This window comes from Microbacterium sp. dk485 (assembly GCF_004570445.1).
Taxonomy (GTDB): Bacteria; Actinomycetota; Actinomycetes; order Actinomycetales; family Microbacteriaceae; genus Microbacterium; species Microbacterium wangchenii.
Genome location: NZ_SPQW01000002.1, coordinates 707,955 through 732,089, shown reverse-complemented (window position 1 = coordinate 732,089; position 24,135 = coordinate 707,955). Strand labels below are relative to the sequence as shown.

The 24,135-nt window shown below is 69.4% G+C and carries 24 protein-coding genes and 1 other RNA gene; 10 read left to right on the top strand and 15 right to left on the bottom strand.

Translation table 11 applies throughout. The features are described from left to right. Window position 1: 1 nt before the first annotated feature. Complete coding sequence (locus tag E4V99_RS14325; protein WP_135066553.1) at window positions 2–1,342, bottom strand: glutamine synthetase family protein; 1,341 nt, start codon at window positions 1,340–1,342, stop codon at window positions 2–4. 20 nt (window positions 1,343–1,362) lie between these two features. Further along, window positions 1,363–1,572: an SPOR domain-containing protein gene (locus E4V99_RS14320; protein ID WP_135066556.1), complete on the bottom strand. Its 210-nt coding sequence runs from the start codon at window positions 1,570–1,572 to the stop codon at window positions 1,363–1,365. Window positions 1,573–1,665: 93 nt separating this feature from the next. Here E4V99_RS14320 and ppgK point away from each other — a divergent pair, with 93 nt between their 5' ends. Then, entirely contained in the window at window positions 1,666–2,460 is a 795-nt protein-coding gene (gene ppgK / locus E4V99_RS14315; protein WP_135066559.1) for a polyphosphate--glucose phosphotransferase, read from the top strand. A gap of 8 nt (window positions 2,461–2,468) precedes the next feature. Here ppgK and rnpB read toward each other — a convergent pair. The 4 genes from rnpB to E4V99_RS14295 all read right to left on the bottom strand — a co-directional run bounded on the left by rnpB (window position 2,469) and on the right by E4V99_RS14295 (window position 5,750). Continuing rightward, window positions 2,469–2,842: RNase P RNA component class A (rnpB, locus tag E4V99_RS14310), an RNA gene on the bottom strand. A gap of 40 nt (window positions 2,843–2,882) precedes the next feature. Beyond that, a complete protein-coding gene (locus E4V99_RS14305) occupies window positions 2,883–4,610 on the bottom strand; it encodes a bifunctional 3'-5' exonuclease/DNA polymerase (protein ID WP_245233196.1) in 1,728 nt (575 codons plus the stop codon). Then, complete coding sequence (locus E4V99_RS14300; RefSeq protein WP_135117661.1) at window positions 4,582–5,022, bottom strand: reverse transcriptase-like protein; 441 nt, start codon at window positions 5,020–5,022, stop codon at window positions 4,582–4,584. Before E4V99_RS14300 ends, E4V99_RS14305 begins: the two co-directional genes overlap by 29 nt. Further along, window positions 5,019–5,750: a C4-type zinc ribbon domain-containing protein gene (locus tag E4V99_RS14295; protein ID WP_135066565.1), complete on the bottom strand. Its 732-nt coding sequence runs from the start codon at window positions 5,748–5,750 to the stop codon at window positions 5,019–5,021. The genes E4V99_RS14300 and E4V99_RS14295 overlap by 4 nt, the downstream gene beginning before the upstream one ends. A gap of 189 nt (window positions 5,751–5,939) precedes the next feature. Between E4V99_RS14295 and dgt the strand changes: the two genes are divergently transcribed. After that, window positions 5,940–7,451, top strand: coding sequence for a dGTP triphosphohydrolase (gene dgt, locus E4V99_RS14290; protein ID WP_135117660.1), 1,512 nt, complete (start codon window positions 5,940–5,942; stop codon window positions 7,449–7,451). Between the two features lie 4 nt (window positions 7,452–7,455). Here the strand turns inward: dgt and E4V99_RS14285 are convergent, their stop codons facing one another. Further along, window positions 7,456–8,058 (bottom strand): glucose-6-phosphate isomerase family protein, encoded by a 603-nt coding sequence (locus tag E4V99_RS14285; RefSeq protein ID WP_135066571.1) that lies wholly within the window; start codon window positions 8,056–8,058, stop codon window positions 7,456–7,458. Window positions 8,059–8,157: 99 nt separating this feature from the next. Between E4V99_RS14285 and xylB the strand changes: the two genes are divergently transcribed. The 4 genes from xylB to E4V99_RS14265 are packed head-to-tail and all read left to right on the top strand — an operon-like array spanning window position 8,158 to window position 12,497. Beyond that, complete coding sequence (xylB, locus tag E4V99_RS14280) at window positions 8,158–9,648, top strand: xylulokinase (RefSeq protein WP_135066573.1); 1,491 nt, start codon at window positions 8,158–8,160, stop codon at window positions 9,646–9,648. After that, complete coding sequence (locus E4V99_RS14275) at window positions 9,648–10,598, top strand: NAD(P)-dependent oxidoreductase (RefSeq protein ID WP_135117659.1); 951 nt, start codon at window positions 9,648–9,650, stop codon at window positions 10,596–10,598. The genes xylB and E4V99_RS14275 overlap by 1 nt, the downstream gene beginning before the upstream one ends. Window positions 10,599–10,608: 10 nt before the next feature. Next, window positions 10,609–11,538, top strand: coding sequence for a shikimate dehydrogenase (locus E4V99_RS14270; protein WP_135117658.1), 930 nt, complete (start codon window positions 10,609–10,611; stop codon window positions 11,536–11,538). Then, window positions 11,538–12,497 carry an aryldialkylphosphatase gene (locus tag E4V99_RS14265; RefSeq protein ID WP_187270372.1) on the top strand — a complete coding sequence of 320 codons (960 nt, stop codon included), beginning with the start codon at window positions 11,538–11,540 and terminating at the stop codon, window positions 12,495–12,497. Before E4V99_RS14270 ends, E4V99_RS14265 begins: the two co-directional genes overlap by 1 nt. Before the next feature lie 76 nt (window positions 12,498–12,573). On the opposite strand, the gene E4V99_RS14260 is transcribed toward E4V99_RS14265, so the two are convergent. From E4V99_RS14260 to E4V99_RS14250, 3 genes are all read right to left on the bottom strand, one after another. Further along, a complete protein-coding gene (locus E4V99_RS14260) occupies window positions 12,574–13,575 on the bottom strand; it encodes an ABC transporter substrate-binding protein (RefSeq protein WP_135066579.1) in 1,002 nt (333 codons plus the stop codon). Window positions 13,576–13,636: 61 nt separating this feature from the next. Then, a complete protein-coding gene (locus tag E4V99_RS14255) occupies window positions 13,637–14,668 on the bottom strand; it encodes an ABC transporter permease (RefSeq protein ID WP_187270373.1) in 1,032 nt (343 codons plus the stop codon). Then, window positions 14,665–16,170 carry a sugar ABC transporter ATP-binding protein gene (locus E4V99_RS14250; protein ID WP_135117657.1) on the bottom strand — a complete coding sequence of 502 codons (1,506 nt, stop codon included), beginning with the start codon at window positions 16,168–16,170 and terminating at the stop codon, window positions 14,665–14,667. The genes E4V99_RS14255 and E4V99_RS14250 overlap by 4 nt, the downstream gene beginning before the upstream one ends. Window positions 16,171–16,366: 196 nt before the next feature. On the opposite strand from E4V99_RS14250, the gene E4V99_RS14245 reads away from it, so the two are divergent. Further along, entirely contained in the window at window positions 16,367–17,239 is an 873-nt protein-coding gene (locus E4V99_RS14245) for a sugar phosphate isomerase/epimerase family protein (protein ID WP_135117656.1), read from the top strand. 56 nt (window positions 17,240–17,295) lie between these two features. Here E4V99_RS14245 and E4V99_RS14240 read toward each other — a convergent pair whose 3' ends face one another. The 3 genes from E4V99_RS14240 to E4V99_RS14230 are packed head-to-tail and all read right to left on the bottom strand — an operon-like array spanning window position 17,296 to window position 19,988. Continuing rightward, a complete protein-coding gene (locus E4V99_RS14240) occupies window positions 17,296–17,715 on the bottom strand; it encodes an RbsD/FucU domain-containing protein (RefSeq protein ID WP_135117655.1) in 420 nt (139 codons plus the stop codon). A gap of 28 nt (window positions 17,716–17,743) precedes the next feature. Further along, window positions 17,744–18,706 carry an aldo/keto reductase gene (locus E4V99_RS14235; RefSeq protein WP_135117654.1) on the bottom strand — a complete coding sequence of 321 codons (963 nt, stop codon included), beginning with the start codon at window positions 18,704–18,706 and terminating at the stop codon, window positions 17,744–17,746. Beyond that, window positions 18,693–19,988, bottom strand: coding sequence for an enolase C-terminal domain-like protein (locus E4V99_RS14230; RefSeq protein WP_135117653.1), 1,296 nt, complete (start codon window positions 19,986–19,988; stop codon window positions 18,693–18,695). Before E4V99_RS14230 ends, E4V99_RS14235 begins: the two co-directional genes overlap by 14 nt. A gap of 125 nt (window positions 19,989–20,113) precedes the next feature. On the opposite strand from E4V99_RS14230, the gene E4V99_RS14225 reads away from it, so the two are divergent. After that, entirely contained in the window at window positions 20,114–20,974 is an 861-nt protein-coding gene (locus tag E4V99_RS14225) for a fumarylacetoacetate hydrolase family protein (protein ID WP_135117652.1), read from the top strand. Beyond that, window positions 20,971–21,750 (top strand): SDR family oxidoreductase, encoded by a 780-nt coding sequence (locus E4V99_RS14220; RefSeq protein ID WP_135117651.1) that lies wholly within the window; start codon window positions 20,971–20,973, stop codon window positions 21,748–21,750. Before E4V99_RS14225 ends, E4V99_RS14220 begins: the two co-directional genes overlap by 4 nt. A 23-nt stretch (window positions 21,751–21,773) precedes the next feature. Here the strand turns inward: E4V99_RS14220 and E4V99_RS14215 are convergent, their stop codons facing one another. Next, window positions 21,774–22,661, bottom strand: coding sequence for an amidohydrolase family protein (locus E4V99_RS14215; protein ID WP_135117650.1), 888 nt, complete (start codon window positions 22,659–22,661; stop codon window positions 21,774–21,776). Window positions 22,662–22,708: 47 nt separating this feature from the next. On the opposite strand from E4V99_RS14215, the gene E4V99_RS14210 reads away from it, so the two are divergent. Next, window positions 22,709–23,386, top strand: coding sequence for a FadR/GntR family transcriptional regulator (locus E4V99_RS14210; RefSeq protein WP_135117649.1), 678 nt, complete (start codon window positions 22,709–22,711; stop codon window positions 23,384–23,386). 6 nt (window positions 23,387–23,392) lie between these two features. Here E4V99_RS14210 and E4V99_RS14205 read toward each other — a convergent pair whose 3' ends face one another. Then, on the bottom strand, window positions 23,393–24,061 hold the full coding sequence (locus E4V99_RS14205) for a transaldolase family protein (RefSeq protein WP_135117648.1): 669 nt from the start codon (window positions 24,059–24,061) through the stop codon (window positions 23,393–23,395). Window positions 24,062–24,135: the final 74 nt, after the last annotated feature.

Below are 24,135 nucleotides of genomic sequence, written 5' to 3'. Positions count from 1 at the left end.
GTCAGAGCATCTCGAGGTTGCTGTGCAACTCGAACGGCGTCACCTGGGAGCGGTACTGCTGCCATTCGCGACGCTTGTTCAGCAGCACGTAGTTGAACACCTGCTCGCCGAGCGTCTCGGCGACGAGCTCCGACTCCTCCATGTAGCTCAACGCGTGGTCGAGGCTCTGCGGCAGCGGGGCGTAGCCGAGCGCCCGGCGCTCCGCGTCGCTGAGCGACCACACGTTGTCCTCGGCCTCGGCGGGTAGCTCGTACTCCTCCTGAATACCCTTCAGGCCCGCCGACAGCATGAGCGCGTACGCGAGGTAGGGGTTCGCCGCCGAATCCAGCGCCCGGTACTCCACGCGTGAGGACTGACCCTTGTTCGGCTTGTACAGCGGCACCCGCACGAGCGCGGAACGGTTGTTGTGGCCCCAGCAGATGAAGCTGGGGGCCTCGTCGCCACCCCACAGCCGCTTGTAGGAGTTGACGAACTGGTTCGTCACGGCCGAGATCTCGTTCGCGTGGCGGAGGAGCCCCGCGATGAACTGACGGCCGACGCGGGAGAGCTGGTACTGCGCGCCCTCCTCGTAGAACGCGTTCATGTCGCCCTCGAACAGCGACATGTGGGTGTGCATGCCGCTACCGGGCTGACCGCTGATCGGCTTCGGCATGAACGTCGCGTACACGCCCTGCTCGATCGCGACCTCCTTGATCACCGTGCGGAAGGTCATGATGTTGTCGGCCGTCGTGAGCGCGTCGGCGTAGCGCAGGTCGATCTCGTTCTGCCCCGGCCCGCCCTCGTGGTGGCTGTACTCCACCGAGATGCCGAGGTCTTCCAGCATCCGCACGGAGCGGCGACGGAAGTCGTGCGCCGTGCCACCGGGGACGTTGTCGAAGTACCCGGCGGAGTCCACCGGCACGGGGCGCCCATCCGGCCCGAGGGCCGAGGACTTCAGCAGGTAGAACTCGATCTCGGGGTGGGTGTAGAACGTGAACCCGGCGTCGGCGGCCTTGGCCAGTGTGCGCTTGAGCACGTGGCGGGGATCGGCGACGGCAGGAGCGCCGTCGGGCGTCGTGATGTCGCAGAACATCCGGGCCGTCGGGTCGATCTCGCCGCGCCACGGCAGGATCTGGAACGTCGTGGGATCGGGATGGGCGAGCAGATCCGACTCGTACGACCGGGTCAGGCCCTCGATGGCCGACCCGTCGAACCCGAGCCCCTCGCCGAAGGCCCCCTCCACTTCCGCCGGCGCGATCGCGACGGATTTGAGCGTGCCGATGACGTCCGTGAACCACAGGCGCACGAACTTCACGCCGCGCTCCTCGATCGTGCGCAGTACGAAGTCCCGCTGCTTGTCCATACTTCCCCTTCGTTCCCGGTTCAGTCCCGGGAGCCTTTCGCGCCCCAGTTGTCCTCGCGCGCCTCGTCCTCGGCCCATGCGCGCGAACGCTCCTTCAGCAGTTCGGGTGCGCGGGCAGCCTCTTCAGCCGTGTCGAACGGTCCTGCCCGGTCGATCGCCGGGGACGCGTACCCGCGCTCGACTTCGCCGGTGGAGAGGTTGTACCAGTACTTCTCGTCTTCGGTGCTCACCTTGACTCCCTGCGTTCGCGTGCGCCCCGGATCGGTCCGGGCACCTGGGTCGATCCTACTGACCCGCGCCTGCTGCCTGGATAGGCTGGGCCCATGGCAACGAAGGCGACTCGTGCGGTCGGAGTGGACATCGGCGGAACGGGCATCAAGGCGGGCATCGTCGACCTCGAGGCCGGTGAGCTTCTCAGCGACCGGATGAAGGTCCCGACCCCGCGCGGGGCGGAGCCCGACGATGTCCTCACCGCCGTGCGCACGGTCCTCGACCGCCTCGAGGTCGCCGACGACCACGATGTCGCCCTGGGTGTGGCGTTCCCGGCCATCGTGAAGAACGGCCGCACGCTGTCGGCCGCCAACGTGTCGGAGAAGTGGATCGGGTTCGAGGCAGAGAAGTTCTTCGAAGACGGCCTGGGCCGCGACATCCACTTCGCCAACGACGCCGACGTCGCCGGCATCGCCGAGGTCCGCTACGGTGCCGCGAAAGGCGTCGACGGGCTCGTGCTGCTGACGACCCTGGGCACCGGCATCGGGTCGGCGATGATCTACGACGGCGTACTCATCCCCAACAGCGAGCTCGGCCACCTGCAGCGGGCCAACCACAAGCGCGACGCCGAGGGGTACGCCGCGTACTCCGCGATGGAACGAGAGAGCCTCTCGTGGGAGCAGTGGGCGCAGCGCCTGCAGTGGTACTACGACTACGTGGAGTTCCTCTTCAGCCCCGACCTGTTCATCGTCGGCGGCGGTGTGTCCAAGCATGCGTCGGAGTTCCTGCACCTGCTCGATCTGAAGACGCCCATCGTCCCCGCCGTGCACCGCAACAACGCCGGCATCATCGGCGCCGCCGCGCTCGGCCTTGCCGTGCCGGAGGCCGTCCCGGCGGTCACCGAATAACGAGAGGGCGAATGGGCCGGCCTGTACGCCGGGTTCTGTCCGGGAGCCGAAGCTCCGTGGACGGTCATCTCTCTCGGCGACACGTTGCCGTGCCGCTCCAGCGGTCTACCCGGGGACTCGGCGGGCCGCGTCACCATCCCCTGTCTGACCTTGCTCCGGGCGAGGTTTGCCGTGCGGATCGTGTCACCACGATCCCGGTGGTCTCTTACACCACCCTTTCACCCTTACCGCGTCCCTCGCGGGATGCGGCGGTCTGCTCTCTGTGGCACTGTCTCGCGGATCGCTCCGGGTGGGTGTTACCCACCGCCCTGCCCTGTGGAGCCCGGACGTTCCTCGGCGCGATGCGGCGAACCGCACGCGACGCGACCGTCCAGCCGACCCATTCGCACCCCGAGTTTAGCCGTCGGCGCTCTGACCCGCCGTCACTTCGCGCTCGCGGACTCCACGACCGACAGGTCCAGCGGGAAGTCGACCGGGAAGTCGCCGAACAGCAGACGCCCCGCGGATGCGGCGGATTCCCGCACGCACGTGGCCACGGCGTCGGCATATGACAGCGGAGCGTGCACGATGATCTCGTCGTGGAGGTAGAACGCCAGGTGCGGGCGGCGCGCGAAGGCCGGGCCCGAGCGTGGCGCGGCCTCGTGCTCCGCGACATCGGGCAGAGCCGCCAGTCGGAGCCGCAGATCGGCCAGCCACGCGAGGGCCCACTCCGCCGCGGTTCCCTGCACGATGAAGTTGCGGGTGAAGCGCCCGCGGTCGCGGGCGCTCCGGCGGGCCCGCGTACGGTCGGTGTCTTCGGCATCGGCGCCGCTCGCCTCCGACTGCGACGCCGCCCACGCAGCATCCGGTGGCGGTGAGGTGCGCCCCAGCCACGTGGACACCGTGCCGCCGTCCTCGCCCGTGCGCGCCGCTTCGTCCACGAGCCGCATCGCGCGGGGAAAGGCACGACGCAGGCGCGGGACGAGCCGGCCGCTGTCGCCGGTGGTCGCGCCGTACATCGCACCGAGCAGCGCCACCTTCGCCTCAGCGCGAGTCGGCAGTGCGCCTTGCGCGACGATCCCCGCGTACAGGTCGCGCCCGCGCGCCGCCTCGGCCAGAGCCGAGTCGCGGGCCATCGCGGCCAGGATCCGCGGCTCCAGCTGCGCTACGTCGGCGATCACCAGGCACCATCCGGGATCGGCGCGCACGGCGGCGCGCAGCTGACGCGGGATCTGCAGGGCACCTCCGCCCGATGACGCCCATCGCCCGGTCACGACACCGGCCGGCACGTAGACGGGCCGGAACCGTCCGTCGCGCACCCATTCCGCCAGCCACGCCCACCCGTTCGCCGTGTACAGGCGCATGAGCCGCTTGTACTCGATGAGGGGCACGATCACCGGATGCTCGTGCCGCTCCAGTTCCCAGCGGCTGGTGGAATCGACGAGCACACCGGCACGGTGGAGGGCCCGCAGCAGCTTCGGGTGGGAATCCAGCCCGACGGTCGGGTCGCCCAGCGCCGCTCGCACCTCGCCGGCGCACTGCTGGATGCGGGCCGGCAGCCCGCCGCCCTCTCGCTCCCCCAGCGTCTCGCGCAGGATCGCGTCATGGGCCGACGCATCCCACGGCAGACCCGCCGCCCGCAGTTCGCACGCCAGCAGGGCGCCCGCCGACTCCGCCGCCGCGAGCAGCCGCAGCGCGCCCGGCGCGCCGGAGCGCGCCATCGCCGCCCGCTGCCGCGCCAGCTCGGCCATGGCCGACGCGATGTCATCGGGAGGGCCCGCGGCATGTTCACCGAGGTCGAACAGCGCCGCCTCTCCCCCGGGCGGGGTGGGCGTCGCGTCCCATTCGCGTGCGCGGCGCAGCCCTGCATCCTCGGTCACTGCCGCGGCATCACGAACGATCGCGTGCACGAGGCGCAGGTCATGCGCCTTCGACACCCGGATACCGGCGGCCAGCAGCGTGTCGTACCACCCCGGCGTGTCGTGCCACACCCACCGCGGCGCATCCGCCGACTCCCGCTCAGCCACCCACCGCGGCAACGCGGCCGCAGTCAGCTCGATGCGCGCGCGCTCCCGCCCGTCGGCATCGAGGTCGACGGCGACGACGCGGCCGTCGGCTCGACCGAGAACGGTCCAGACGCGGTCAGCGCTGTCCACGCGGGTCGAGGTCACGGCGGAAGCTCTCGCGGCGGTCCATCGCCTCGTTCGCGGCCTTGTCGGCGCGCGCGTTCGACAGCCGCGGCACCCATTCGTAGGTCACCGAGCGGCCTGCGATGAGCGTGTTCGCCTCCTGCACGAGCGCCCGCATGTCGGGATGCTTCACCTTCCAGCGTCCGGTCATCTGCTCCACGACGAGCTTCGAGTCCATCCGGACGTGCACCGAGGCCTCGGGATCGCGGTCGAACGCCGCGGAGAGGCCGGCGAGAAGTCCGTTGTACTCGGCCACGTTGTTGCTGGCGACCCCGACGTACACGCCGAGTTCGGTGACGACGTGGCCATCGGGATCCATCACGACCGCGCCGCCCGCGGCGATGCCGGGGTTACCGCGGGACCCTCCGTCCGCCTCGACGACGAGCGTGGTCACAGACCGGATTCCTCCGTGCGGACGAGGATCGCTCCGCACTCCGGGCACGTGATGACGGCGTCGTCGGCAGCCTGCCGCACCGCACTCATATCCGTGCCGGAGAGCACCATCATGCAGGCCTCGCACGTGCCCCGGCGCAACAGCCCGGCGCCGGGCCCCCGCGCGGAGATCCGGTCGTACATCGCGACGAGGTCGTCGGCCATGGCTGCGGCGATCGCTGCACGATCGCGCTCGGCGGCCTCCAGATCGCGCGTCGCGTCGGCGACGGCGGTCTTGGCCTCGGCGCTGAGTCGTGCGCCCTCGTCGTTGGTCGCGGCGATGAGGGTCTCCTGCGCGGTGACCTCGCTCTCGGCCGTTTCGAGCCGCTCCATGACGGAGAGTTCGCCGTCTTCGAGGTCGGACTTCCGCCGCGCCAGCGAGGCCAGTTCGTTCTCGAGGCTCTGCGCCTCCTTGGCGTTGGCGCTCGTGGCCAGCCGCTGGGCGTCGCGCTCTGCGCGCGCGTCCACGACGGCCACATCCGCCTCGATGCGCGCCAGCTCGGCACGCAGGTCGTCGCGAAGGCCGATCAGACGGGTCAGCTCGTGGGTCTGCGTCGTGCGCTGCGCGAGCAGCTCCTGCACGCGTGCCGCCTGCGGTGGATTGGCCTTGGCGGCGCGCAGGCGTTTGATGCGCCCGTCGAGTTCGGCGAGATCGAGCAGTTTGCGCTGGTCGGCGGGGTCGGCGTTCACGTTCCCAACCTACCGCCGGGGGGCGACGGCGACCTCGCCCATCGGTGCGGGAGCGATGATCGTCACGCGGGCGGCGCGCAAGGGGTGCAGGAGAGGGCGGATGCCGTGGCTACACTTCGGGCGGAGCGCCCCGGTGGCACGGCGACCGTGCGACCGATGCGCAGAGCCCCGTGAGCCGAGAGGAACTTCGTGGAAGACGGACAGACCGCCACAGAGCAGGGCAGCACGGCGCGCGTGCACCCCGAGCACGGCCGTCAGGCCGGTGATCCGTTCGGCCTGGACCTGCAGCGCATCCAGTTCTCCCCGTACTTCTCCCGGCTCTCCGCCGTGACGCAGGTCGTGTCTCCGTCCATCTCCGGCGCTCCGGTGCACAATCGGCTCACCCACACCCTCAAGGTCAGCGCCATCGCGCGCGCCGTCGCCCGCCACCTGAACGAACGCTCCCGCCGGTCCGGTGGCCCTGAGGTGTGCAACGAGACCGTCGTGGAGTGCGCCGCGCACGCGCACGATCTCGGGCACCCTCCTTTCGGTCACCTCGGGGAATCGGTGCTGAACCGGGTCGCCCGCGAAGAGCTCGGCCTCACCGACGGGTTCGAGGGCAATGCGCAGACCTATCGCATCCTCACCGCACTCGATGTCACCGAGCACGTCCCCACGGGCCTGAACCTCACGGCAGCGGTGCGGGTGGCCACCGCGAAGTACCCGTGGACGCCCGCGGTGAACAGCGAGCAGCTGGGCGAGCGCGGGGTCCCGCGAGGCATGCGGCGGACCGCTGAGCGCGGCCTGCATGTCTTCAAGTACTCGGCGTACGAGATCGACGGCGCGGATCTGGAGCAAGCGCGCGATCACCTCGGGATCGCCCCCTTCCGGCAGTCGGTGGAGGGCGCGGTGATGGACATCGCCGACGACATCGCGTACTCGGTTCACGACGTCGACGACTTCTACCGGGCGGGGATCCTCAACCACGCCCCCATCGCGGCGGAATTCGACGGCTGGCTGGAGTCCGCCGCCCAGTGGCGCCGGCGCGGCGACGACGACGTGCGGGCGGAGACGGAGCGCGGTGCGGCCATCGAGCGGCTGCGCCGCAAGATGCGCCGCGACGACCCGTGGGTCGCCGACGACGACGCCTTCCACAATGCCGTGTCGACCGTGCATGAAGAGCTCGTGGACGACCTGCTCGGCCGGCCGTTCGACGGCTCGCTGAGCGCCGAGCGGCAGCTGGCCACGTTCACGGACCGGTGGATCCGGGCGCTCCAGGCCTCCGCGGCGCCGACCTCGGCGGACGACCCGCGCTCGGGGCCGGTCCGGCTGTCGACGACGGCGTGGCACCACGTCGAAGTGCTGAAGTTCGTGCACAAGCACTTCGTCCTCAGCCGCCCCGATCTCGCGATCCACCAGCGGGGGCTCAGCCGCGTGCTGACCCGCTCCGTGGACGCCCTGACGGCCTGGCTCGAAGACGAGCACGACCGCAGGCGAGTCCCCCGGCGGCTGCGTGAACTGATCGAGCTGGCGCGGGAGGGCTACGAGCGCCGCGGCCGGGATGAGCAGTCCGCGCGCACCGCGGCGGAACGCAATCGGATGGCCCGGGCCCGGGGCATCCTCGACTATGTCGCCTCCCTGACGGATGCGCAGGCGATCACGTTCTCCGAGACCATCTCCGGGCGTGGAGAGCGGCTCTGGTCACTGGGCCAGAGCCTCTGATCGCCTACGACCGGTACCCGGCGTGATCGGGGTTGGGCTTCAGCGCCCACCCGTCACCGTCGGCCACCACGAGGTTCTTCATCCCGCCTGCGTCGGCGATGAGCGCGTAGTCCTGTCCGGCATCTGCGGCATAGCTGAACAGGGTGACGAACGGTTCGTCCCCGACGTTCACGCTGCGATGGATCCAGTGCCCCGGCACATTCACCGCCTTGCCCGGCGTGAGCTCGATCGCCGACTCCTGCCCGTCGACGGTCTCCAGCAGCATCACGCCCCGTCCGCTCAGGCAGTAGTACAGCTCCGCCCGATCGGCGACGGCGTGCAGGTGACCGCGAGTGACGGCGAACTCCTCCCCGTACCGGCCGGGGAGAAGCGTGCTCGTCCCGACGATCAGTGCGCCGGGCCCCTCCTGGTAGCGCTGATCGTCGACCCAGTAGACGAGCGCATCCGCTCCGCGCGCCGCGGCGGCGTCCCGCCACGCCTGCTCATCGCGGTACACGCCGCTCATGTCACCGAGGAACTTCTCGTAGCGCCGCGAACGACCCTCGATCCCTCCTTCCGGCGAGATCTCGAGCAGGGTGGGGATGTCCACTGCGGTTGGCGTGCTCACGACGGCTCTCCTACGACTTGTAACTACAGGACTTGTAATTACAGGTATACTCCAAAACAGCACGATCCGGAACCGCACTCACCGAAGCAGGCACTCACTGTGATCATCGCCCACGACCTCGGCACCACCGGGAACAAGGCCTCGCTCCACCACGACGACGGCCGTCTGGTGGCATCCACGACAGTCCGCTACCCGGCGCACTTCGCCGCCGGCGGCATCGCCGAGCAGAATCCGCAGGACTGGCTGGATGCCGTCGTCTCGGCCACCCGCGAGCTTGTCGAGCGCACCGCTACCGCGGCATCGGACGTACACGGCCTCGTCGTCAGCGGTCAGATGATGGGCGCCGTCCTCCTGGACGGCGAGGGCACGCCGGTGCGACCCGCGATCATCTGGGCCGACACCCGGTCGGGCGCGCAGCAGCGCGAGCTCGAGCGGGTGCTCGGCGCCGAGCACGCCTACGAGATGCTCGGACACCGGCTGAACCCCACCTACTCGGTCCCGAAGATCATGTGGGTGCGCGATAACGAGCCCGATGTCTGGGCTCGCGTCCGACGATTCTGCGTCGCCAAGGACTACATCGTGCTCGGCCTGACCGGACGCCTGGCCACCGACCGCTCCGATGCCTCGGGCACCAACGCCTACGACCAGCGCACCGGCGACTGGTCCGACGAGGTTCTCGCGGCCGCGGGCCTGGACCGCACGCTCTTCCCCGAGATCCTCGACTCGACCGCGATCGCTGGAACACTGACGGATGCCGCAGCGGCCGCACTCGGCCTGCACACCGGCGTCCGCGTCGTCATGGGCGGCGGCGACGGCCCGATGGCCGCCGTCGGTTCCGGCATCGTCGCTCCCGAGGACGGCGCCTACGTGTGCCTGGGCACCTCGTCCTGGATCTCGTTCGCCAGCCCCGCCCCGGTGCGCGATGCCGGAATGCGCACCTTCACGTTCGACAACGTCGTCCCCGGCGGCTTCGTGCCGACAGCCACCATGCAGGCCGGGGGCGCTTCCATTCAGTGGATCTCCGAGGCGCTCTCCCCCGACCCCGCACACCCCGAGACCGCGCGGCTCACCGCAGAAGCGGCCGGCGACCTCGACACCGAGGATCTCTACTTCCTGCCGTACCTGCTCGGCGAACGCTCACCCATCTGGGACCCGAACGCCCGCGGCGCGTTCGTCGGCATCGGGCGCCACCACACCCGCCGGCACCTCGTCAAGTCGGTGCTCGAGGGCATCGGGTACAACCTCCTCACCAGCATCCATGCCTTCCGCGAGTCCGGCGCCTCGATCGACCGGATCGACGCCGTGGGCGGCGGGGCGCAGAGCGACGCGCTGCTGCAGATCCTCGCCGACGTGTGGGGCGTGCCGGTGCGCCGGCGCACCATCGTCGAGGAAGCGAACAGTCTCGGTGCCGCCGTCACCGGCGCGGTGGGTCTCGGACTCGCCGACTTCTCCGCCGCGCGGGCGCTCAGCGAAGTGACCGCCGAGTTCACGCCGGACGCCGGTCGCCACCGCGTGTACGCATCGCGCCACGCCCGCTTCACCGCCGCATACGACGCCCTCGCGCCGTGGTTCGCCGGAGGGGCGGGCTGATGGGCATCATCCTCGCCACCAGCCGCTCGTTCTCGGACGGCGACATCGACCTCCTCGCACGTGCGGCGCACGCCGGTCACCAGATCGTCCGCGGACCCGCCCACCATGATCTCGACGAGCTCGCCCCGCTGCTGGCGACAGCGGACGCGTGGATCGCCGGCACGGGCCCCGTGACCGCCGCGCATCTGGACGCCGCGCCGCGCCTCAGGATCGTCGCCCGCTACGGTGTCGGCACCGAAGCCGTCGACCTCGGCGCTGCCGCAGAACGCGGCATCATCGTCACCAACACCCCCGGCGCCAACGCGGACGCCGTCGCCGATCACGCGGTCGGCCTCATGCTCGCCGCCCTCCGCCTGATCCCCGACGGCGATCGCCGCGTGCGGCGGGGGGACTGGAGCGTCCGCCGGGGGCGCGAACTCGGCGCCGCCACGGTCGGCATCGTCGGCTTCGGCCGCATCGGCCAGGGCGTGGCGCGACGACTGAGCGGCTTCGGCCCGCGCATCCTCGCCGCCGATCCATTCGTCCCTGCCGAGCGGTTCCCCGCACTCGGCGCCGAGCGCGTCGAGCTCGACGAATTGTTCCACTCCGCCGACCTCATCACGCTGCACGCCCCCGGCGGACAGCGACTGGTCGACACGCATCGGCTCGACGGCATCCGCCGCGGCGCGATCATCGTGAACACCGCCCGCCCCGACCTCGTCCACGAGGCGGCCGTCGCGCGCGCGCTGGCAGACAGCCGCCTTGCCTGCTACGCCGCCGACACCCTCGACGGCGACACCGCCGCATCCGCGAGCCCTCTGCTCGCACCCGAACTCGCCGAGCGCGTGATCATCACCCCACATCTGGGCGCGCAGACCACGCAGGCCGTCGACAACATGGGCTCCCTCTCGCTCGACGACGTGATCGCCGTGCTCGCGGACGCCGCGCCCGCCCACCCCGTCTCCCCCTGAAAGGGCCGTCATGACACACACCCCCGACGCCGATTACATGGGCTTCGTCGGCGTCACCACTGCATCCTCGTCGATCATGAAGGTCTTCCCGCTGTGGGCCGACATCCTCGGACTGCCTACCCGCACGCTGATCGGGCACGACCTGCCGATGGATGCCACCACGGAGCAGTACCGCGCGATCGTCGAGCAGATCCGCGATGACCCCCACCATCGCGGCGCCCTGGTGACCACGCACAAGATGAACGTGTACGCCGCGGCATCGGATCTGTTCGAGGACCTCGACCCGTTCGCGGTGTCGTGCGCGGAGATCTCCAGCATCGCCAAGCGCGGCGACATCCTCTCCGGACGCGCGAAGGACCCCATCACCGTGGACCTGGCGCTGAACGACTTCCTTCCGGCCGATCACTTCGCCCGCACCGGCGCACACGTCATCATCCTCGGCGCAGGAGGTTCGGGCACGGCGCTGAGCTGGGCGCTGTCCGAGCGCGCGGACGCGCCCGCGAAGGTGACCGTGACCGCCCGCGATGACGCCAAGCTCGATCACCTGCGCGAGGTGCACCGTCAGCACGGCACCCGCGACGGGCTCATCGAGTACGTCCGCACGGACTCGATCGCCGATGCCGCCCAGCTCGTCGCCGCCGCTCCCGCCGGGTCGCTCACCGTCAACGCCACCGGTCTCGGCAAGGACCGCCCCGGCTCCCCTCTTCCCGATGACGTCGCCTTCCCCGAGGGCGCCTACGTGTGGGAGTTCAACTACCGCGGCTCGCTGGAGTTCCTGCACCAGGCGCGTGCGCAGCAGGAGAGCCGCGCGCTGCACGTCGTCGACGGCTGGCGGTACTTCATCCACGGCTGGTCGCAGGTCGTCGCCGATGTGTTCGAGCTGACGCTGACGCCCGAGGTCGTCGAGCAGCTCGCGGAGGCCGCCGAAGGAGCCCACTGATGATCCGCACGGTGCTCGCCGACCTCGACGCGGCGGAGATGGGCCCGACGAACTATCACGAGCATCTCTTCCAGGTCACCCCCCTCCTGCCCGGTGACGAACTCGACGACGAGGACGCCTCGCGCACCGAGGCCGGGCTGCTGAAGGCGAGCGGTTTCGCCGCGATGGTGGACGCCACCCCCTTCGGCCTCGGACGCGACCCGGAAGCGGTGGCACGCATCAGCGCGGCGACCGGACTGCACGTCGTCGCAGCGACCGGGCGGCATCGCGAGGCGCACTACGGCTCCGACCATCCGATTCGGGCGTGGCACGCGGAGCAGCTCGCGGAACTGTTCATCGCCGACGTGACCACCGGCATGCCCGTCGATGACGCCATCGTCCTCGAGAGCCCCGACGTACCGTTCGCCCATGCGCCGGACGGTAGCCCCGTGCGCGCCGGCCTGCTCAAGGGCGGCATCGACTACTGGCGCATCAGTGCGTTCGAACGCACGACCCTCGAGGCTGTGGCCACGGCGCACCGCGCGACGAACGCACCGGTCATGGTGCACCTCGAATTCTGCACGGCGGCGCACGAGGTGCTCGATCTGCTCGCGGCGGAGGGCGTGGCATCCGATCGGGTCGTCCTCGCACACGCCGACCGCGATCCGGACGCCGGCCTGCACGCCGCGCTGACAGAACGAGGGGCGTACCTCGGCTATGACGGTTTCGCTCGGCCGCGCACCCGCAGCGACGCGGAGCTGCTCGCACTCACGGTCGAGGCCGTCCGACGTGGCGCGGGCGACCGCATCCTCCTGGGCGGTGACGTCGCCCGCCGCACCCGGTACGTCTCGTACGGCGGCATGCCCGGGCTCGCCTACCTCGGCGACCGCTACCTGCCTCGACTGCGGGACGCCGTCGGCATCGGCGCCGTCGAGCGGATGCTGGTCGCCAACCCCGCCCGCCTGCTCGATCTCGCCTGACCCGCCGCCGCGCACCCCAGCGTGACACGAAACGGCCCTCACCCGAAGGTGAGGGGCCGTTTCAGGTCAGATCAGATCACTCGTAGAGGACTGCGGCGATCTTCTCGTCTTCCATGTTGGAGGCGTCGTACCAGTACGAGCCCGTGTCGTAGAACTCGTCCAGCGACTCGCCCATCGCGGCGTCGTACGCGGCCTGGACGACCTGCGCGCCGATGCCGATCGGGTCCTGAGTGATGGCGCCCGCCATGGTTCCGTCCTTGATGGCGTTGATCTGGGCCGCACCGGAGTCGAAACCGATGATGGTGATCTTGCCCTTCTCCAGGCCGAGCTCGTTCGCCGCGTTCACGACGCCGATGGCCGAGCCTTCGTTGGTGCCATAGATGCCCTTGAGGTCGGGGTGCGCGGCGATGATGGCCTTGGCGATGTCCGCAGACTTCAGGTGGTCGCCGTCGCCGTACTGGATGTCGACGATCTCGATGTCCGGGTAGTCCGATTCGATCTTCTCGACGAAGCCGTCGCGGCGCTCGACACCCGTGGAGTTGATCTGCGAGTGCCCGACGATGGCCACCTCGCCCTCTCCGCCGATGAGCTCTGCCATGTTCTCAGCTGCCAGCGCGCCGGCGACCTTGCTGTCGGTGGCGGCCAGGCTCAGGCCGACATCGCCGTTGCAGGGCGCGTCGAAGTAGACGACGGGGATGTCCTTCGACTTCGCCTGCTCGAGCGGGGCGACGCACGCCTCGGGGTCGAGCGCGGCGTACGCGATCGCGTCGGGGTTCTTGTCGATGGAGGCCGTCAGCATCTCGAGCTGCTGGGCGATCTCGGTCTCCGCGGCCGGGCCTTCGAAGGTGATCCGGATGCCGAGCTCTTCCGCCTTCTGCTCCGCGCCCGTCTTCACGGCCTGCCAGAACTGGTGCTGGAAGCCCTTGGAAACGAGGGCGATGTACATCTCTCCGTCGCCGCTGCCCCCCTCGGGGGCGGCGCCCTCCTCGATGACCTCGCCGCCGCCGGCGCAGCCGGCCATGACGAGTGCGGATGCGGCCACCAGGGCCGCGAATGCGGTCTTCTTGCCGAATTTCATGGAAACTCCATTGTTGTGTGAGTGCCGGCGTCTGCCGGCGGTGTGGACAGGAAGGGAACGATCAGGTGCGCTGGCGGTTGCGCAGCGAGTCGAAGAACACGGCCAGCAGCACCACGACGCCGACGACGATGTTCTGCCATTCGGTCTGGATCGACATGATGCGCAGGCCGTTGACCAGCACGCTCATGATGAGCGCGCCGACGACGGTGCCCAGGATCGAGCCGCGGCCGCCGAGCAGCGACGTGCCGCCGATGATCACGGCAGCGATGGCCTGGAGCTCGTACCCGGTGCCGATCTGCGGCTGCGCCGAGTCGAGACGGGAGGCGATGATGATGCCCGCGATGCCGGTGAAGGCGCCGGCGAACATGTAGATGAACACCGTCCAGCGGCGGGTGTCCACACCCGACAGCCGCGTCGCCTCCTCGTTGGAGCCGATCGCGAAGGTGTACCGGCCGAGCAGGGTCTTCGACAGCACGATGGCGGCGATGATCGCGAGGACGGCCGTGATGAGGACCGCATTCGGGATTCCGGGGATGATCACCCCGAGCGCGATCTTCTTGAAGTCCGGTGCCGAGGTGGAGAAGTAGATCGGCGCGACGCCGGAGATGACCAGGGCGAGCCCGCCGGCGATCATCATCATCGCGAGTGTCGCGATGAACGGGGGAAGGCGCAGGAAGGTCACGTTCAGGCCGTTGATGAGCCCCATCAGGACACCGGTCGCGATGCCGCCGAGCACGCCGACCCACACCGGCAGGCCCCAGTTCGTGACGAACACGCCCGTCATGACGGCGCACAGCGCCATTCCGGTTCCCAGCGACAGGTCGATGCCGCCGGTGATGATGACGAAGGTGGTGCCGAGGGCGAGGATGCCGATCACTGCGGTGGACAGCAGCACCGTGGCGATGTTGCTGGCCGTGAAGAAGTTCGGGCTCGCGACGGAGAAGAAGATCACCAGGACGATGAGGGTGCCGAACGCCAACGACTGCTGCAGCTGGCGCTTGAGGAACCCGGCGACGTCACGTTTGTCGGTGTTCTCGGCGACGGCCTGCTGGATGACGGTGGTCGTCTCTCCGGAATGCTGTGGGGTGCTCATCGGTCTTCCTCCCCGTGGGCTGCGAGTTGCATGATCTTCTCCTGGCTGGCTTCCTCGTTGCGGAGCGTTCCGGTGATCCGGCCGTTCGCGAACACCGCGATGCGGTTGGCGACGCGGAGGATCTCCGGCAGCTCCGACGAGATGACGATGATGGACTTGCCCGCGTCGGCGAGCTGCTGCATGAGCCGGTAGATCTCTTCCTTCGCGCCGATGTCGATGCCTCGGGTCGGCTCGTCGAAGATGAGGATGTCGCAGTCGCGCATCAGCCACCGGGCGATGACCACCTTCTGCTGATTCCCGCCCGAGAGCAGCTTCACGATCTGGTTCACCGACGGCGTCTTCACGCGCAGCTGCTGCACGTACTGCTTGGTCTGGTTCTTGGCCTTGCCGTCACCCATCCAGCCCAGCGCGCCGGCGTAGTTGCTCAACGAAGCGAGGACCGTGTTGAAGGTGACGTCCTGCTCGAGCATGAGCCCCAGCTGCTTGCGGTCCTCGGAGAGGTATCCGACGCCGCGGCGGACGGCATCCTGGGGCTGGTGGATCCTGGCATCGCGCCCATTGATCCGGATGGTGCCTCCGCTGCGCGGGTCGGCGCCGATGACCGCGCGTGCCGTCTCGGTGCGGCCCGCGCCCATGAGGCCGGCGAACCCGAGGATCTCGCCCCGGTGCAACTGGAACGACACGTCCTTGAGCAGGGTCTTGGTGGACAGTCCGGCCACGTCGAGGACGACGGGCGCGTCCTGGTGGTCACGCGCCGCAGGACGCGTGCCTTCGTCGATGACACGACCGACCATCATCTCGATGATCTTCGGGATGCTGATCTCATCCTTGTCGAGTGATCCGATGTATTGGCCGTCACGCAGCACACTCACCCGATCTGCGAGCCTGCGCAACTCGTCCATCCGGTGCGAGATGTAGACGATCCCCGTGCCGTCCGCCTTGAGCTGCTCGATCAGCGTGAACAGCGTCTCGACCTCGCTGTCGGTGAGCGCCGAGGTGGGCTCGTCCATGATCAGCACCTTGGCGTTGAACGAGAGGGCCTTGGCGATCTCGACCATCTGCTGCTCGGCGACGGTGAGCTCACCGACCTTCTGCCGAGGGTCGAGCCGGATGTTCAGGCGAGTGAGGAGTTCGGCGGCCTGGCGGTTGAGGCGGCGCTCCGACAGGATCCCGGCCGACCTCGGCTCGCGGCCGATGAAGATGTTCTGCGCGACGGTGAGATCGGGCATCAGGTTGAGTTCCTGGTGGATGATCGTGATGCCGAGCTGCTGGGCCTGCAGGGGGCTGGTCAGCTCCACCTGCGTGCCCTCGAAGGTGATCGTGCCCTCATCGCGGGTGTAGATCCCGGACAGGATCTTCATGAGCGTCGACTTGCCGGCGCCGTTCTCGCCGACGAGGACCAGCACCTCGCCGGCGCGTACCTCGAGATGCACGTCTTTGAGTGCCTGCACCCCGGGGAATCCCTTGCTGACGCCTTCCACCCTGAGGATGGGATCACTCATGTGCTCACCTGCTTCCTTGGAGGGCTAAGGGTTGATTCCTTCGTGGAATCCATTTCAAACATCGGATCAATTGTGCCGCCCCGTCTGGGCCGGCGCAAGTTGTATCTAAATGTACCTAAGGGCTCCCCCCACATGGTATGCCTGTAATAACAACTTGGTCACGGCTGCGTTCGGATGCGCAGGGCAGGAGGACGACATGATCATCGGTGCGCACGGGCTGGTCTTCACCGGAACCTTCGACGAGGCGGGCCTGCGGCGCGCGATCGAGGGCACGAAGCAGGCGGGATTCGACCTGATCGAGATCCCGCTGATGGATGCGGAGGGGTTCGACTCCGCTCTCGCCGGGCGGATGCTGCGCGACAACGACCTCGGCGTGACGGCGTCCCTGGGTCTCACCCCCGCCACCGACCTCACGAGCGAAGACCCCGCCGTCGTCGCCGCCGGCGTCGCGATGCTGGAGCGCTGCCTCCATCACGTGGCGACCATGGGCGGCGACGTCCTGTGCGGGGTGATCTACTCCGCGATGGGCAGGTATCCGGCCCCGGCGACCTCGCGCGGCATCGACAACAGCCGGCAGGCGATCAGCGGGCTTGCCGCGAAAGCCGCCGAGCGCGGCATCCGCCTCTCGCTCGAGGTCGTCAACCGCTACGAATCCAACGTCTTCAACACCGGACGCGGCGCGCTCCGATTCCTTGAGGGCGTCACAGGTGATGTCTCGGTACACCTGGACACCTACCACATGAACATCGAGGAGTCCGACTTCTTCCAGCCCGTGCACGACGTCGCCGCGGCCGGTCGGCTCGGCTACGTGCACATCGGCGACAGCCACCGCGGTTACCTCGGGACCGGCACCGTCGACTTCGCCACTTTCTTCCGCGCTCTCGGGGACGTCGGCTACGACGGCCCCGTCGTGTTCGAGTCGTTCTCGTCCGCCGTGGTCAGTGCCGAGCTCAGCAACACGCTGGGCATCTGGCGCAACCTCTGGCAGGACTCCGATGACCTCGCCGCCCACGCCAACCGCTATATCCGCGACGCCGTGCACGCGGTGCAGACGATCGACCTGCACTGACCTCCGCTCCCCGCGTCGGGGTGCGGGGTCAGGCCGGCTGAACACGTCGAAGCCGCTTACGCGGACGGGTGGCCGACGACGCCTTTGCGCAGCAGCGCGTTGCCGTACTTGCGCGTCTCACCGGTGCGCACCATGAGATACGCGGGCCGGGCGGCGTCGTAGTAGGCGAAGCGCTCCACGAACCGCGTCGTCTCCACCGTGGTCCCCGCGGCCGCCATCAGCTCGTGCTGCACATCGAGCACCTCGCCGTCTGCCGACTGCATGAGGTCCAGACCGGGCGCATCATCGAGAGGGATGACGGTGCGGATCGCCGCCAGCACCTCGGGCGTGGTCGTGCCGGGCAGGTCGATGACCCGCTCCCCCAGCCCCCACGCGGGGAAATGCGCGTCGGCGATCACGACGGCATCGGAGTGACCCATCCGATCCAGGTGCAGCAGCAACTCGCCCGTCAGCAGCGGGTCGATTCCTTCGAGCATGTGTCCTCCTCGATTCGGGTGCGAGCAGTCAGGCCGGGATGAGTCCCTCGTGGGCGAGCTCCGCCCAGAAGTCCTCCGGGATGGCCAGCGCTGCCAGCTGCGCGTTCTGACGCACCTGCGCCGGTCGGGAGCTGCCGAGCACCACCGACCGCACCGCCGCGTCCCGCAGCGGGAACTGGATGGCGGCCGCCGGCAGCGGCACGTCGTGCGCACGGCACACCGCGACGATGCGCTGCAGCCGATCCCAGACCTCATCGGGGACGCCGCCGTATTCGTACCGGCCGTCGCGCGTCGGCTCAGCCTGCGCGAGCAGCCCGGAATTGAACACGGATGCCGCGACCACGCCGGCCCCCCGCGCGCGGCAGGCCGGGAGCACCTCTTCGGCGGCCGGCTGCTCGAGCAGGGTGTAGCGACCGGCGACCATGATCATGTCGAGGTCCGCCGCCCGCACGGCGCGGGCCAGCGCGTGGCTGGTCATGGAGCCGATGCCGATCGCGTCCACCGCGCCCTCGGAACGGAGTCGTTCCAGTGCGGGGAACGCTGATGCGACCGCGAGGTCGAGATCATGGCGCTCCGGGTCGTGCAGATACACGAGGTCGATCCGATCGAGGCCGAGCCGCTCGTGGGACTCGGCGAGCGAGGTGCGGATGCCGGCTTCCGAGAAGTCCCACTCGCGCCGCAGGTCGTTCGGCACGAAGAAGTCGTGGTCGGTGTCCAACCCCCCGTCGAATGCGGGGTTGGGACGCAGCAGCCGCCCGGCCTTGGTCGAGACGAAGAACTCCTCGCGGGGCTTCGTCCGCAGGAACGCTCCGAGGCGGCGCTCGGAGAGGCCGAGACCGTAGTGCGGCGCGGTGTCGTAGTAGCGGACGCCGCTCTCCCACGCGGCATCCAGAACCGCCCATGCCTCATCGTCGCTGAGCTGCCGGAAGAGGTTGCCGACGTTCGCCGCGCCGTAGCCGAGCGTCGGGACCACGCGCTCAGTCGGTGACATGCGCACCCGTCCAGGCGTACTTCTTCACGCTGTCGGCCTTCATCTCCATGCCGGTTCCCGGCGCGGAGGGCGCCATGTACGACCCGCCCTGAATGTCGGTCGGGACGACGAAGTGCTCGTGCAGGTGGTCGACGTACTCGATCAGCCGCCCCTCACGCGTGCCGGTCACCGCGACGAAGTCGAACATCGAGAGGTGCTGCACCGCCTCGCACAGACCGACGCCGCCGGCGTGCGGGCACACCGGAACGCCGAACTTCGCCGCGAGCAGCAGATTGGCGATGTTCTCGTTGACGCCGGCGACGCGGACGGCGTCGATCTGCATGACCTCGATCGCCCCGGCCTGCAGCAGCTGCTTGAAGATCACGCGGTTCTGCGCGTGCTCCCCCGTCGCGACGCGGATCGGAGCGATGCCGCGGGCGATCTCGGCGTGCCCCAGGATGTCGTCGGGGCTGGTGGGCTCCTCGACCCAGGCCGGGTTGAACTCGGCCAGGGCGCCGACCCATTCGATCGCCTCGGACACCTCCCACCGCTGGTTCGCATCGATCGCGATCGGGAAGTCGGGCCCGACGACCTCGCGCGCCTTCCGGAAACGACGGATGTCGTCGTCCAGGTCGGCGCCGACCTTGAGCTTGATCTGGGTGAAGCCGTCGGCGATGGCCTCGCGGGCCAGTCGCTCGAGCTTCTCATCGGAGTATCCGAGCCAGCCGGGGCTCGTGGTGTACCCCGGGTAACCGGTGGCCACCAGCTCGGCTTCGCGCTGCTCGCGCCCTTCGACGCCGGCGCGGAGGATCTCCAGGGCCTCGGCCCGGGTGAGGGCATTGGAGAGGTAGCGGAAGTCGACGAGATCGACGATCTCCTCCGGGGTCATCCGCGAGAGCAGCTGCCACAGCGGGAGACCTGCACGCTTCGCCTTGATGTCCCACAGCGCGTTGATCACCGCGCCGATGGCCATGTGCATCACGCCCTTCTCCGGGCCCAGCCACCGCAGCTGCGAGTCGCCGATGATGTCGCGGAAGGTTCCGCCCATGTCATCCAGCAGCGGTTCGATCTCGCGACCGACGAGGTGACCGCCGAGCGCGTCGATCGCCGCGACCTGCACGTCGTTGCCGCGACCGATGGTGAAGACGAAGGAGTGACCCGCGATGCCGTCCTCCGCATCCGTGCGGATCACCGCGTACGCCGCCGAGTAATCCGGATCGGGATTCATCGCGTCGGAGCCGTCCAGGCTCAGCGACGTCGGAAAGCGGATGTCGGTGGTCTCGAGTGCGACGATGCGGCTCACTGCGGTCCTCTCCTGCGTGCAGCGTGACTTTCCTGCACAGATCTCTTGGAGTGTAAACATCCGATGTCTATACTGTCAATCAGACGTGCCGCCTGATCGCGGCTCCCCAACGAGGTAGGAGAACCATGAAGTTCGCCCGGCTTGGCGCCCCCGGATCCGAGATCCCCGTCCTGGTGGATGGCGACCACTACTTCGATCTGCGGCCCCTGACATCCGATGTCAACGGAGAGTTCCTTTCCACCGACTTCCGCGAGCGCGTGGCGGCGGCCCTGGCAGCCGGCGAGCTTCCCGAGCTGGAGAACGCCGGTGACCTCCGCATCGGCGCACCGATCGCCCGTCCCAGCGCCGTGGTCTGCATCGGGATGAACTACGCGGCCCACGCCGCCGAGTCGGGTTCGGAGCCGCCGAAGATCCCCATCATCTTCCTGAAGACGCCGAACACGGTCGTCGGCCCGAACGACCCCGTGACGATCCCCCGAGGCAGCGAGAAGACGGACTGGGAGGTCGAGCTGGGCGTCGTCATCGGCGCCCGCGCCGCCTACCTCGACTCGCCCGCCGAGGCAGACGCGCATATCGCCGGCTATGTGGTCGCGAACGACGTGTCGGAGCGATCGTTCCAGCTCGAAGTCTCCGGCGGACAGTGGTCGAAGGGCAAGATCGCCGCCGGATTCAACCCCACCGGCCCCTGGCTGGTCACCGCCGACGAGGTCGACGCGTCCAACCTCAACCTGCGCAGCTTCGTCAACGCCGAGCCGCGCCAGGATTCGAACACCTCGGACATGATCTTCGACGTGCGCACCATCGTGCACCACCTTTCTCAGTACATGACGCTCGAGCCCGGTGACCTCATCCTCACCGGCACCCCGGAGGGCGTCGCCCTGTCGGGCAAGTACCCGTACCTGGTCGACGGCGACGTCGTCGACATCGAGATCGACGGGCTCGGCCATCAGCGCCAGACCTTCGTGGCCTGGGAGGCACAGAGATGACGCAGGCAACCTCGCACCCCACCGCAGCACCGGCGCTCGACGGGCTCGTCGCTATCGTCACCGGCGGCGCATCCGGAATCGGCGCGGCGATCGCGGCCCGCCTGCACGACGACGGCGCGCGGATCGCCGTCCTGGACCGCGATCCCTCCGGCGCCGACGAGCGCTTCGCGGCATTCCGCGCCGACGTCTCCGACCGCGCGAGCGTGGATGCCGCCGTCGCTGCCGTCGCCGAGCAGTTCGGGCGCATCGACATCGTCGTGAACAACGCCGGCATCGGCGCCGTCGGCGACATCACCGCGAACGACGACGACGAGTGGGCGCGCGTCCTCTCCGTGAACGTCACGGGCATCGCACGCGTGACCTCGGCCGCCCTGCCGTGGCTGCGCCGGTCGCCCGCTGCGGCGGTGTGCAACACCGCTTCGATCGCGTCCACCACCGGTCTGCCCCAGCGTGCGCTGTACACGGCGTCGAAGGGCGCCGTCTCAGCGCTCACCCGCGCGATGGCCGCCGATCACCTGCGTGAGGGCATCCGCGTCAACGCCGTCAACCCCGGCACCGCCGACACCCCGTGGGTCGGGCGGCTGCTCGGTCAGGCCGCCGACCCGGAGGCCGAGCGGGCCGCCCTCGAAGCGAGGCAGCCGCACGGCCGGCTGGTCAGCCCGGACGAGGTCGCCGCGGCTGTGGCGTACCTGGTGTCGCCGGCAGCCGGGTCGACCACCGGCACGTTCATCGAGGTCGACGGAGGCATGGCGCAGCTGCGCCTGCGTCCCGAGTAGGACGCGCCCGCGGGCCGGCCGTCCTACGGCAGCCGGTAGAAGCGCTCGGCGTTGCCCCACATGATCGCGTCGACGTCGAGACCGTGCGACGCAGCCCAGGACGCCACGGTATCCACCCAGGTGCCGATGGCGTCCCCGTCGATCTTTGCGTCGCCGCCGCCCGCGCAGCCGGAGGCCCTCACCGCCGAGACCGGCCAGTCGCTGCCCACCATGAGTCGTTCGGGCCCGAAGGCGTCGAGGGCGACATCGAGGAACGGCTGCACGTGCGCGGGGGTCCACTCGCCGCCGGCTTCGGCCGGGAGGCCGGACAGCTTGCAGAACACCTGCTCGTGGACGGCGAGGGCGTGCAGGGCATCCGTCCATTCCGGCGAGGGCATCGCCGGCGCCCGCGCCGTTCCGACAGTGGGCTTGCCGAGATGATCGAGCACCGTCCGCAGATCCGGCACGTCGCCGGCCAGCGCGGCGACATCCCGCAGCTGAGCCGCCCCGCGCACACACGCGTCGAAGGTCATGTCGCGCGCCACGAGTGCCGCGACGCCGGAGCGGAAGGCGCGGGAGGACGCGAACCCGTCCGACTCCCCCTGCAGCAGATGGCGCACCCCGACCACCAGGCCGTGATGCGCGAGAGCATCCAGATCCTCCTCGGTTCCGGCGCCGCGATCGAGGCGCACACCGGCCACGATGCCGCGGATCCCGGTGCGCCCAGCCAGGGATCCGACCCACTCGACCTCGTCGATGAACTGCTCAGGCGCGCAGTCGGCCTGCACGAAGACCGCCCCGTGCTCGTGTTCGGCGCGACGCGAAGCTGCGAGCTCGTCCGCGGCGAACCGGGCACGCAGCGCCCCCTCCAGCCACGCATACTCCAGAACCTCGGGGTCCCACAGGTGCAGATGCGAATCGAGAACGCGCATGCCACCATCCTGCCCCAGACATCGGATGAATAGTTATGATGACGCACATGGCTGTCACCGACGAGGCGATCGAGAAGATCAAGGCGATGATCGTGTCCGGCGAGCTGCGCCCCGGCGACCGACTGCCCCCCGAGAAGGAGCTCGCCGAGCGGCTCGGCCTCTCTCGCAACTCGATGCGCGAGGCGGTGAAGGCACTCGAGGTCATCCGGGTGCTCGACGTGCGACGCGGCGACGGCACGTATGTGACCAGCCTCGAACCGCACCTGCTGCTGGAGGCGATCTCCTTCGTCGCCGACATGCATGACGACGACTCGCTGCTGGAGATCTTCGCGGTGCGACGGATGCTGGAGTCCCAAGCCACCGGCCTGGCCGCGACCCTCGGCACCGAGGACGCCATCGCGGTGCTGTACGAGGAACTCGAGTCCGTGCAGGCCGGGGTGAGCATCGACGACCTCGTCGAGCACGACATCCGCTTCCACCGCGAGATCGTGCGCATGGCCGGCAATGCCTATCTCGCGAGCCTCATCGAGAGTCTCAGCGGCCAGACCGTCCGGGCACGCGTGTGGCGCGGCCTGACCGAGCAGGGCGCCGTCGAGCGGACGCTGTCAGAGCATCGTGCCATCGCGGACGCGATCGCACAGCGCGATCCGAACCTGGCGACCTCGCTCGCCACCGCGCACATCGCCGGTGTGGAGCGCTGGCTGCGCCAGGCGGCGGCCGCCTGACGCGCGCTACGCGCCGATGCGCTCCATCGCGGCGTCGAAGTCCGCTGCCGAGCTGTCGCTGACCTCGTGGAAGAGCAGCTCGTCGAGCACGTCCGGTGCAGCCGTGAAGTACGGCACGCCGGCCAGGCGCAGTGAGACGATGTCCTCCGCCGAGCGCAGGCTCGCCGCGAGCACGTTGGTCTCGCTGCCCGCGCACACGGCCTGCATCCTGGCGATCAGCGCGCCACCGTCGACCCCGGCGTCGCGCAGACGCCCGAGGTAGGGGGCGATGTAACGGGCGCCGATGTTCGCCGCAGCGAGCGCCTGGCCCGCGGAGTAGACCGCGGTCACCAGCACGCTCACCCCGTCATCGACCAGAGCGGATGCCGCGGCGAATCCCGCGGCGGTCGCCGGCACCTTCACGGCGACCCGATCGCCGAGCGCCCGGATCGTGTCGGCGTTGCGCAGCAGCTCATCGCGGCCCTGGCCCCAGGTCTGGAAGAAGATCTCGCGTGCGCCCTCGCTCACCCATCGGGCGTAGAGCTCGGGGATCTCAGCCGTCGTTCGTCCGCCGCGCTCGAGGATCGTCGGGTTCGTGGTCACCCCGTGCACGACGCCGGCGGCCAGCAGCCGGGACACCCGCTCGAGGTCGGCGCTGTCGACGTACAGACGTGGGGCGATGGCGGGAGCAGACATGGGAGGACTCTTCAGGCGTGGAGGGGGTCGCAACCTGTCGTTACAGGTCTGGATTCGGCTAATGTAATGACAGC

Coding starts and splice junctions, on each gene's coding strand:
- E4V99_RS14270 (WP_135117658.1), top strand. CDS start 10,609: ATGACACACACCCCCGACGCCGATTACATGGGCTTCGTCGGCGTCACC.
- E4V99_RS14210 (WP_135117649.1), top strand. CDS start 22,709: ATGGCTGTCACCGACGAGGCGATCGAGAAGATCAAGGCGATGATCGTG.
- E4V99_RS14275 (WP_135117659.1), top strand. CDS start 9,648: ATGGGCATCATCCTCGCCACCAGCCGCTCGTTCTCGGACGGCGACATC.
- E4V99_RS14325 (WP_135066553.1), bottom strand. CDS start 1,342: ATGGACAAGCAGCGGGACTTCGTACTGCGCACGATCGAGGAGCGCGGC.
- E4V99_RS14205 (WP_135117648.1), bottom strand. CDS start 24,061: ATGTCTGCTCCCGCCATCGCCCCACGTCTGTACGTCGACAGCGCCGAC.
- E4V99_RS14235 (WP_135117654.1), bottom strand. CDS start 18,706: ATGTCACCGACTGAGCGCGTGGTCCCGACGCTCGGCTACGGCGCGGCG.
- E4V99_RS14220 (WP_135117651.1), top strand. CDS start 20,971: ATGACGCAGGCAACCTCGCACCCCACCGCAGCACCGGCGCTCGACGGG.
- E4V99_RS14225 (WP_135117652.1), top strand. CDS start 20,114: ATGAAGTTCGCCCGGCTTGGCGCCCCCGGATCCGAGATCCCCGTCCTG.
- E4V99_RS14215 (WP_135117650.1), bottom strand. CDS start 22,661: ATGCGCGTTCTCGATTCGCATCTGCACCTGTGGGACCCCGAGGTTCTG.
- E4V99_RS14250 (WP_135117657.1), bottom strand. CDS start 16,170: ATGAGTGATCCCATCCTCAGGGTGGAAGGCGTCAGCAAGGGATTCCCC.
- E4V99_RS14245 (WP_135117656.1), top strand. CDS start 16,367: ATGATCATCGGTGCGCACGGGCTGGTCTTCACCGGAACCTTCGACGAG.
- E4V99_RS14260 (WP_135066579.1), bottom strand. CDS start 13,575: ATGAAATTCGGCAAGAAGACCGCATTCGCGGCCCTGGTGGCCGCATCC.
- E4V99_RS14240 (WP_135117655.1), bottom strand. CDS start 17,715: ATGCTCGAAGGAATCGACCCGCTGCTGACGGGCGAGTTGCTGCTGCAC.
- E4V99_RS14265 (WP_187270372.1), top strand. CDS start 11,538: ATGATCCGCACGGTGCTCGCCGACCTCGACGCGGCGGAGATGGGCCCG.
- E4V99_RS14255 (WP_187270373.1), bottom strand. CDS start 14,668: ATGAGCACCCCACAGCATTCCGGAGAGACGACCACCGTCATCCAGCAG.
- ppgK (WP_135066559.1), top strand. CDS start 1,666: ATGGCAACGAAGGCGACTCGTGCGGTCGGAGTGGACATCGGCGGAACG.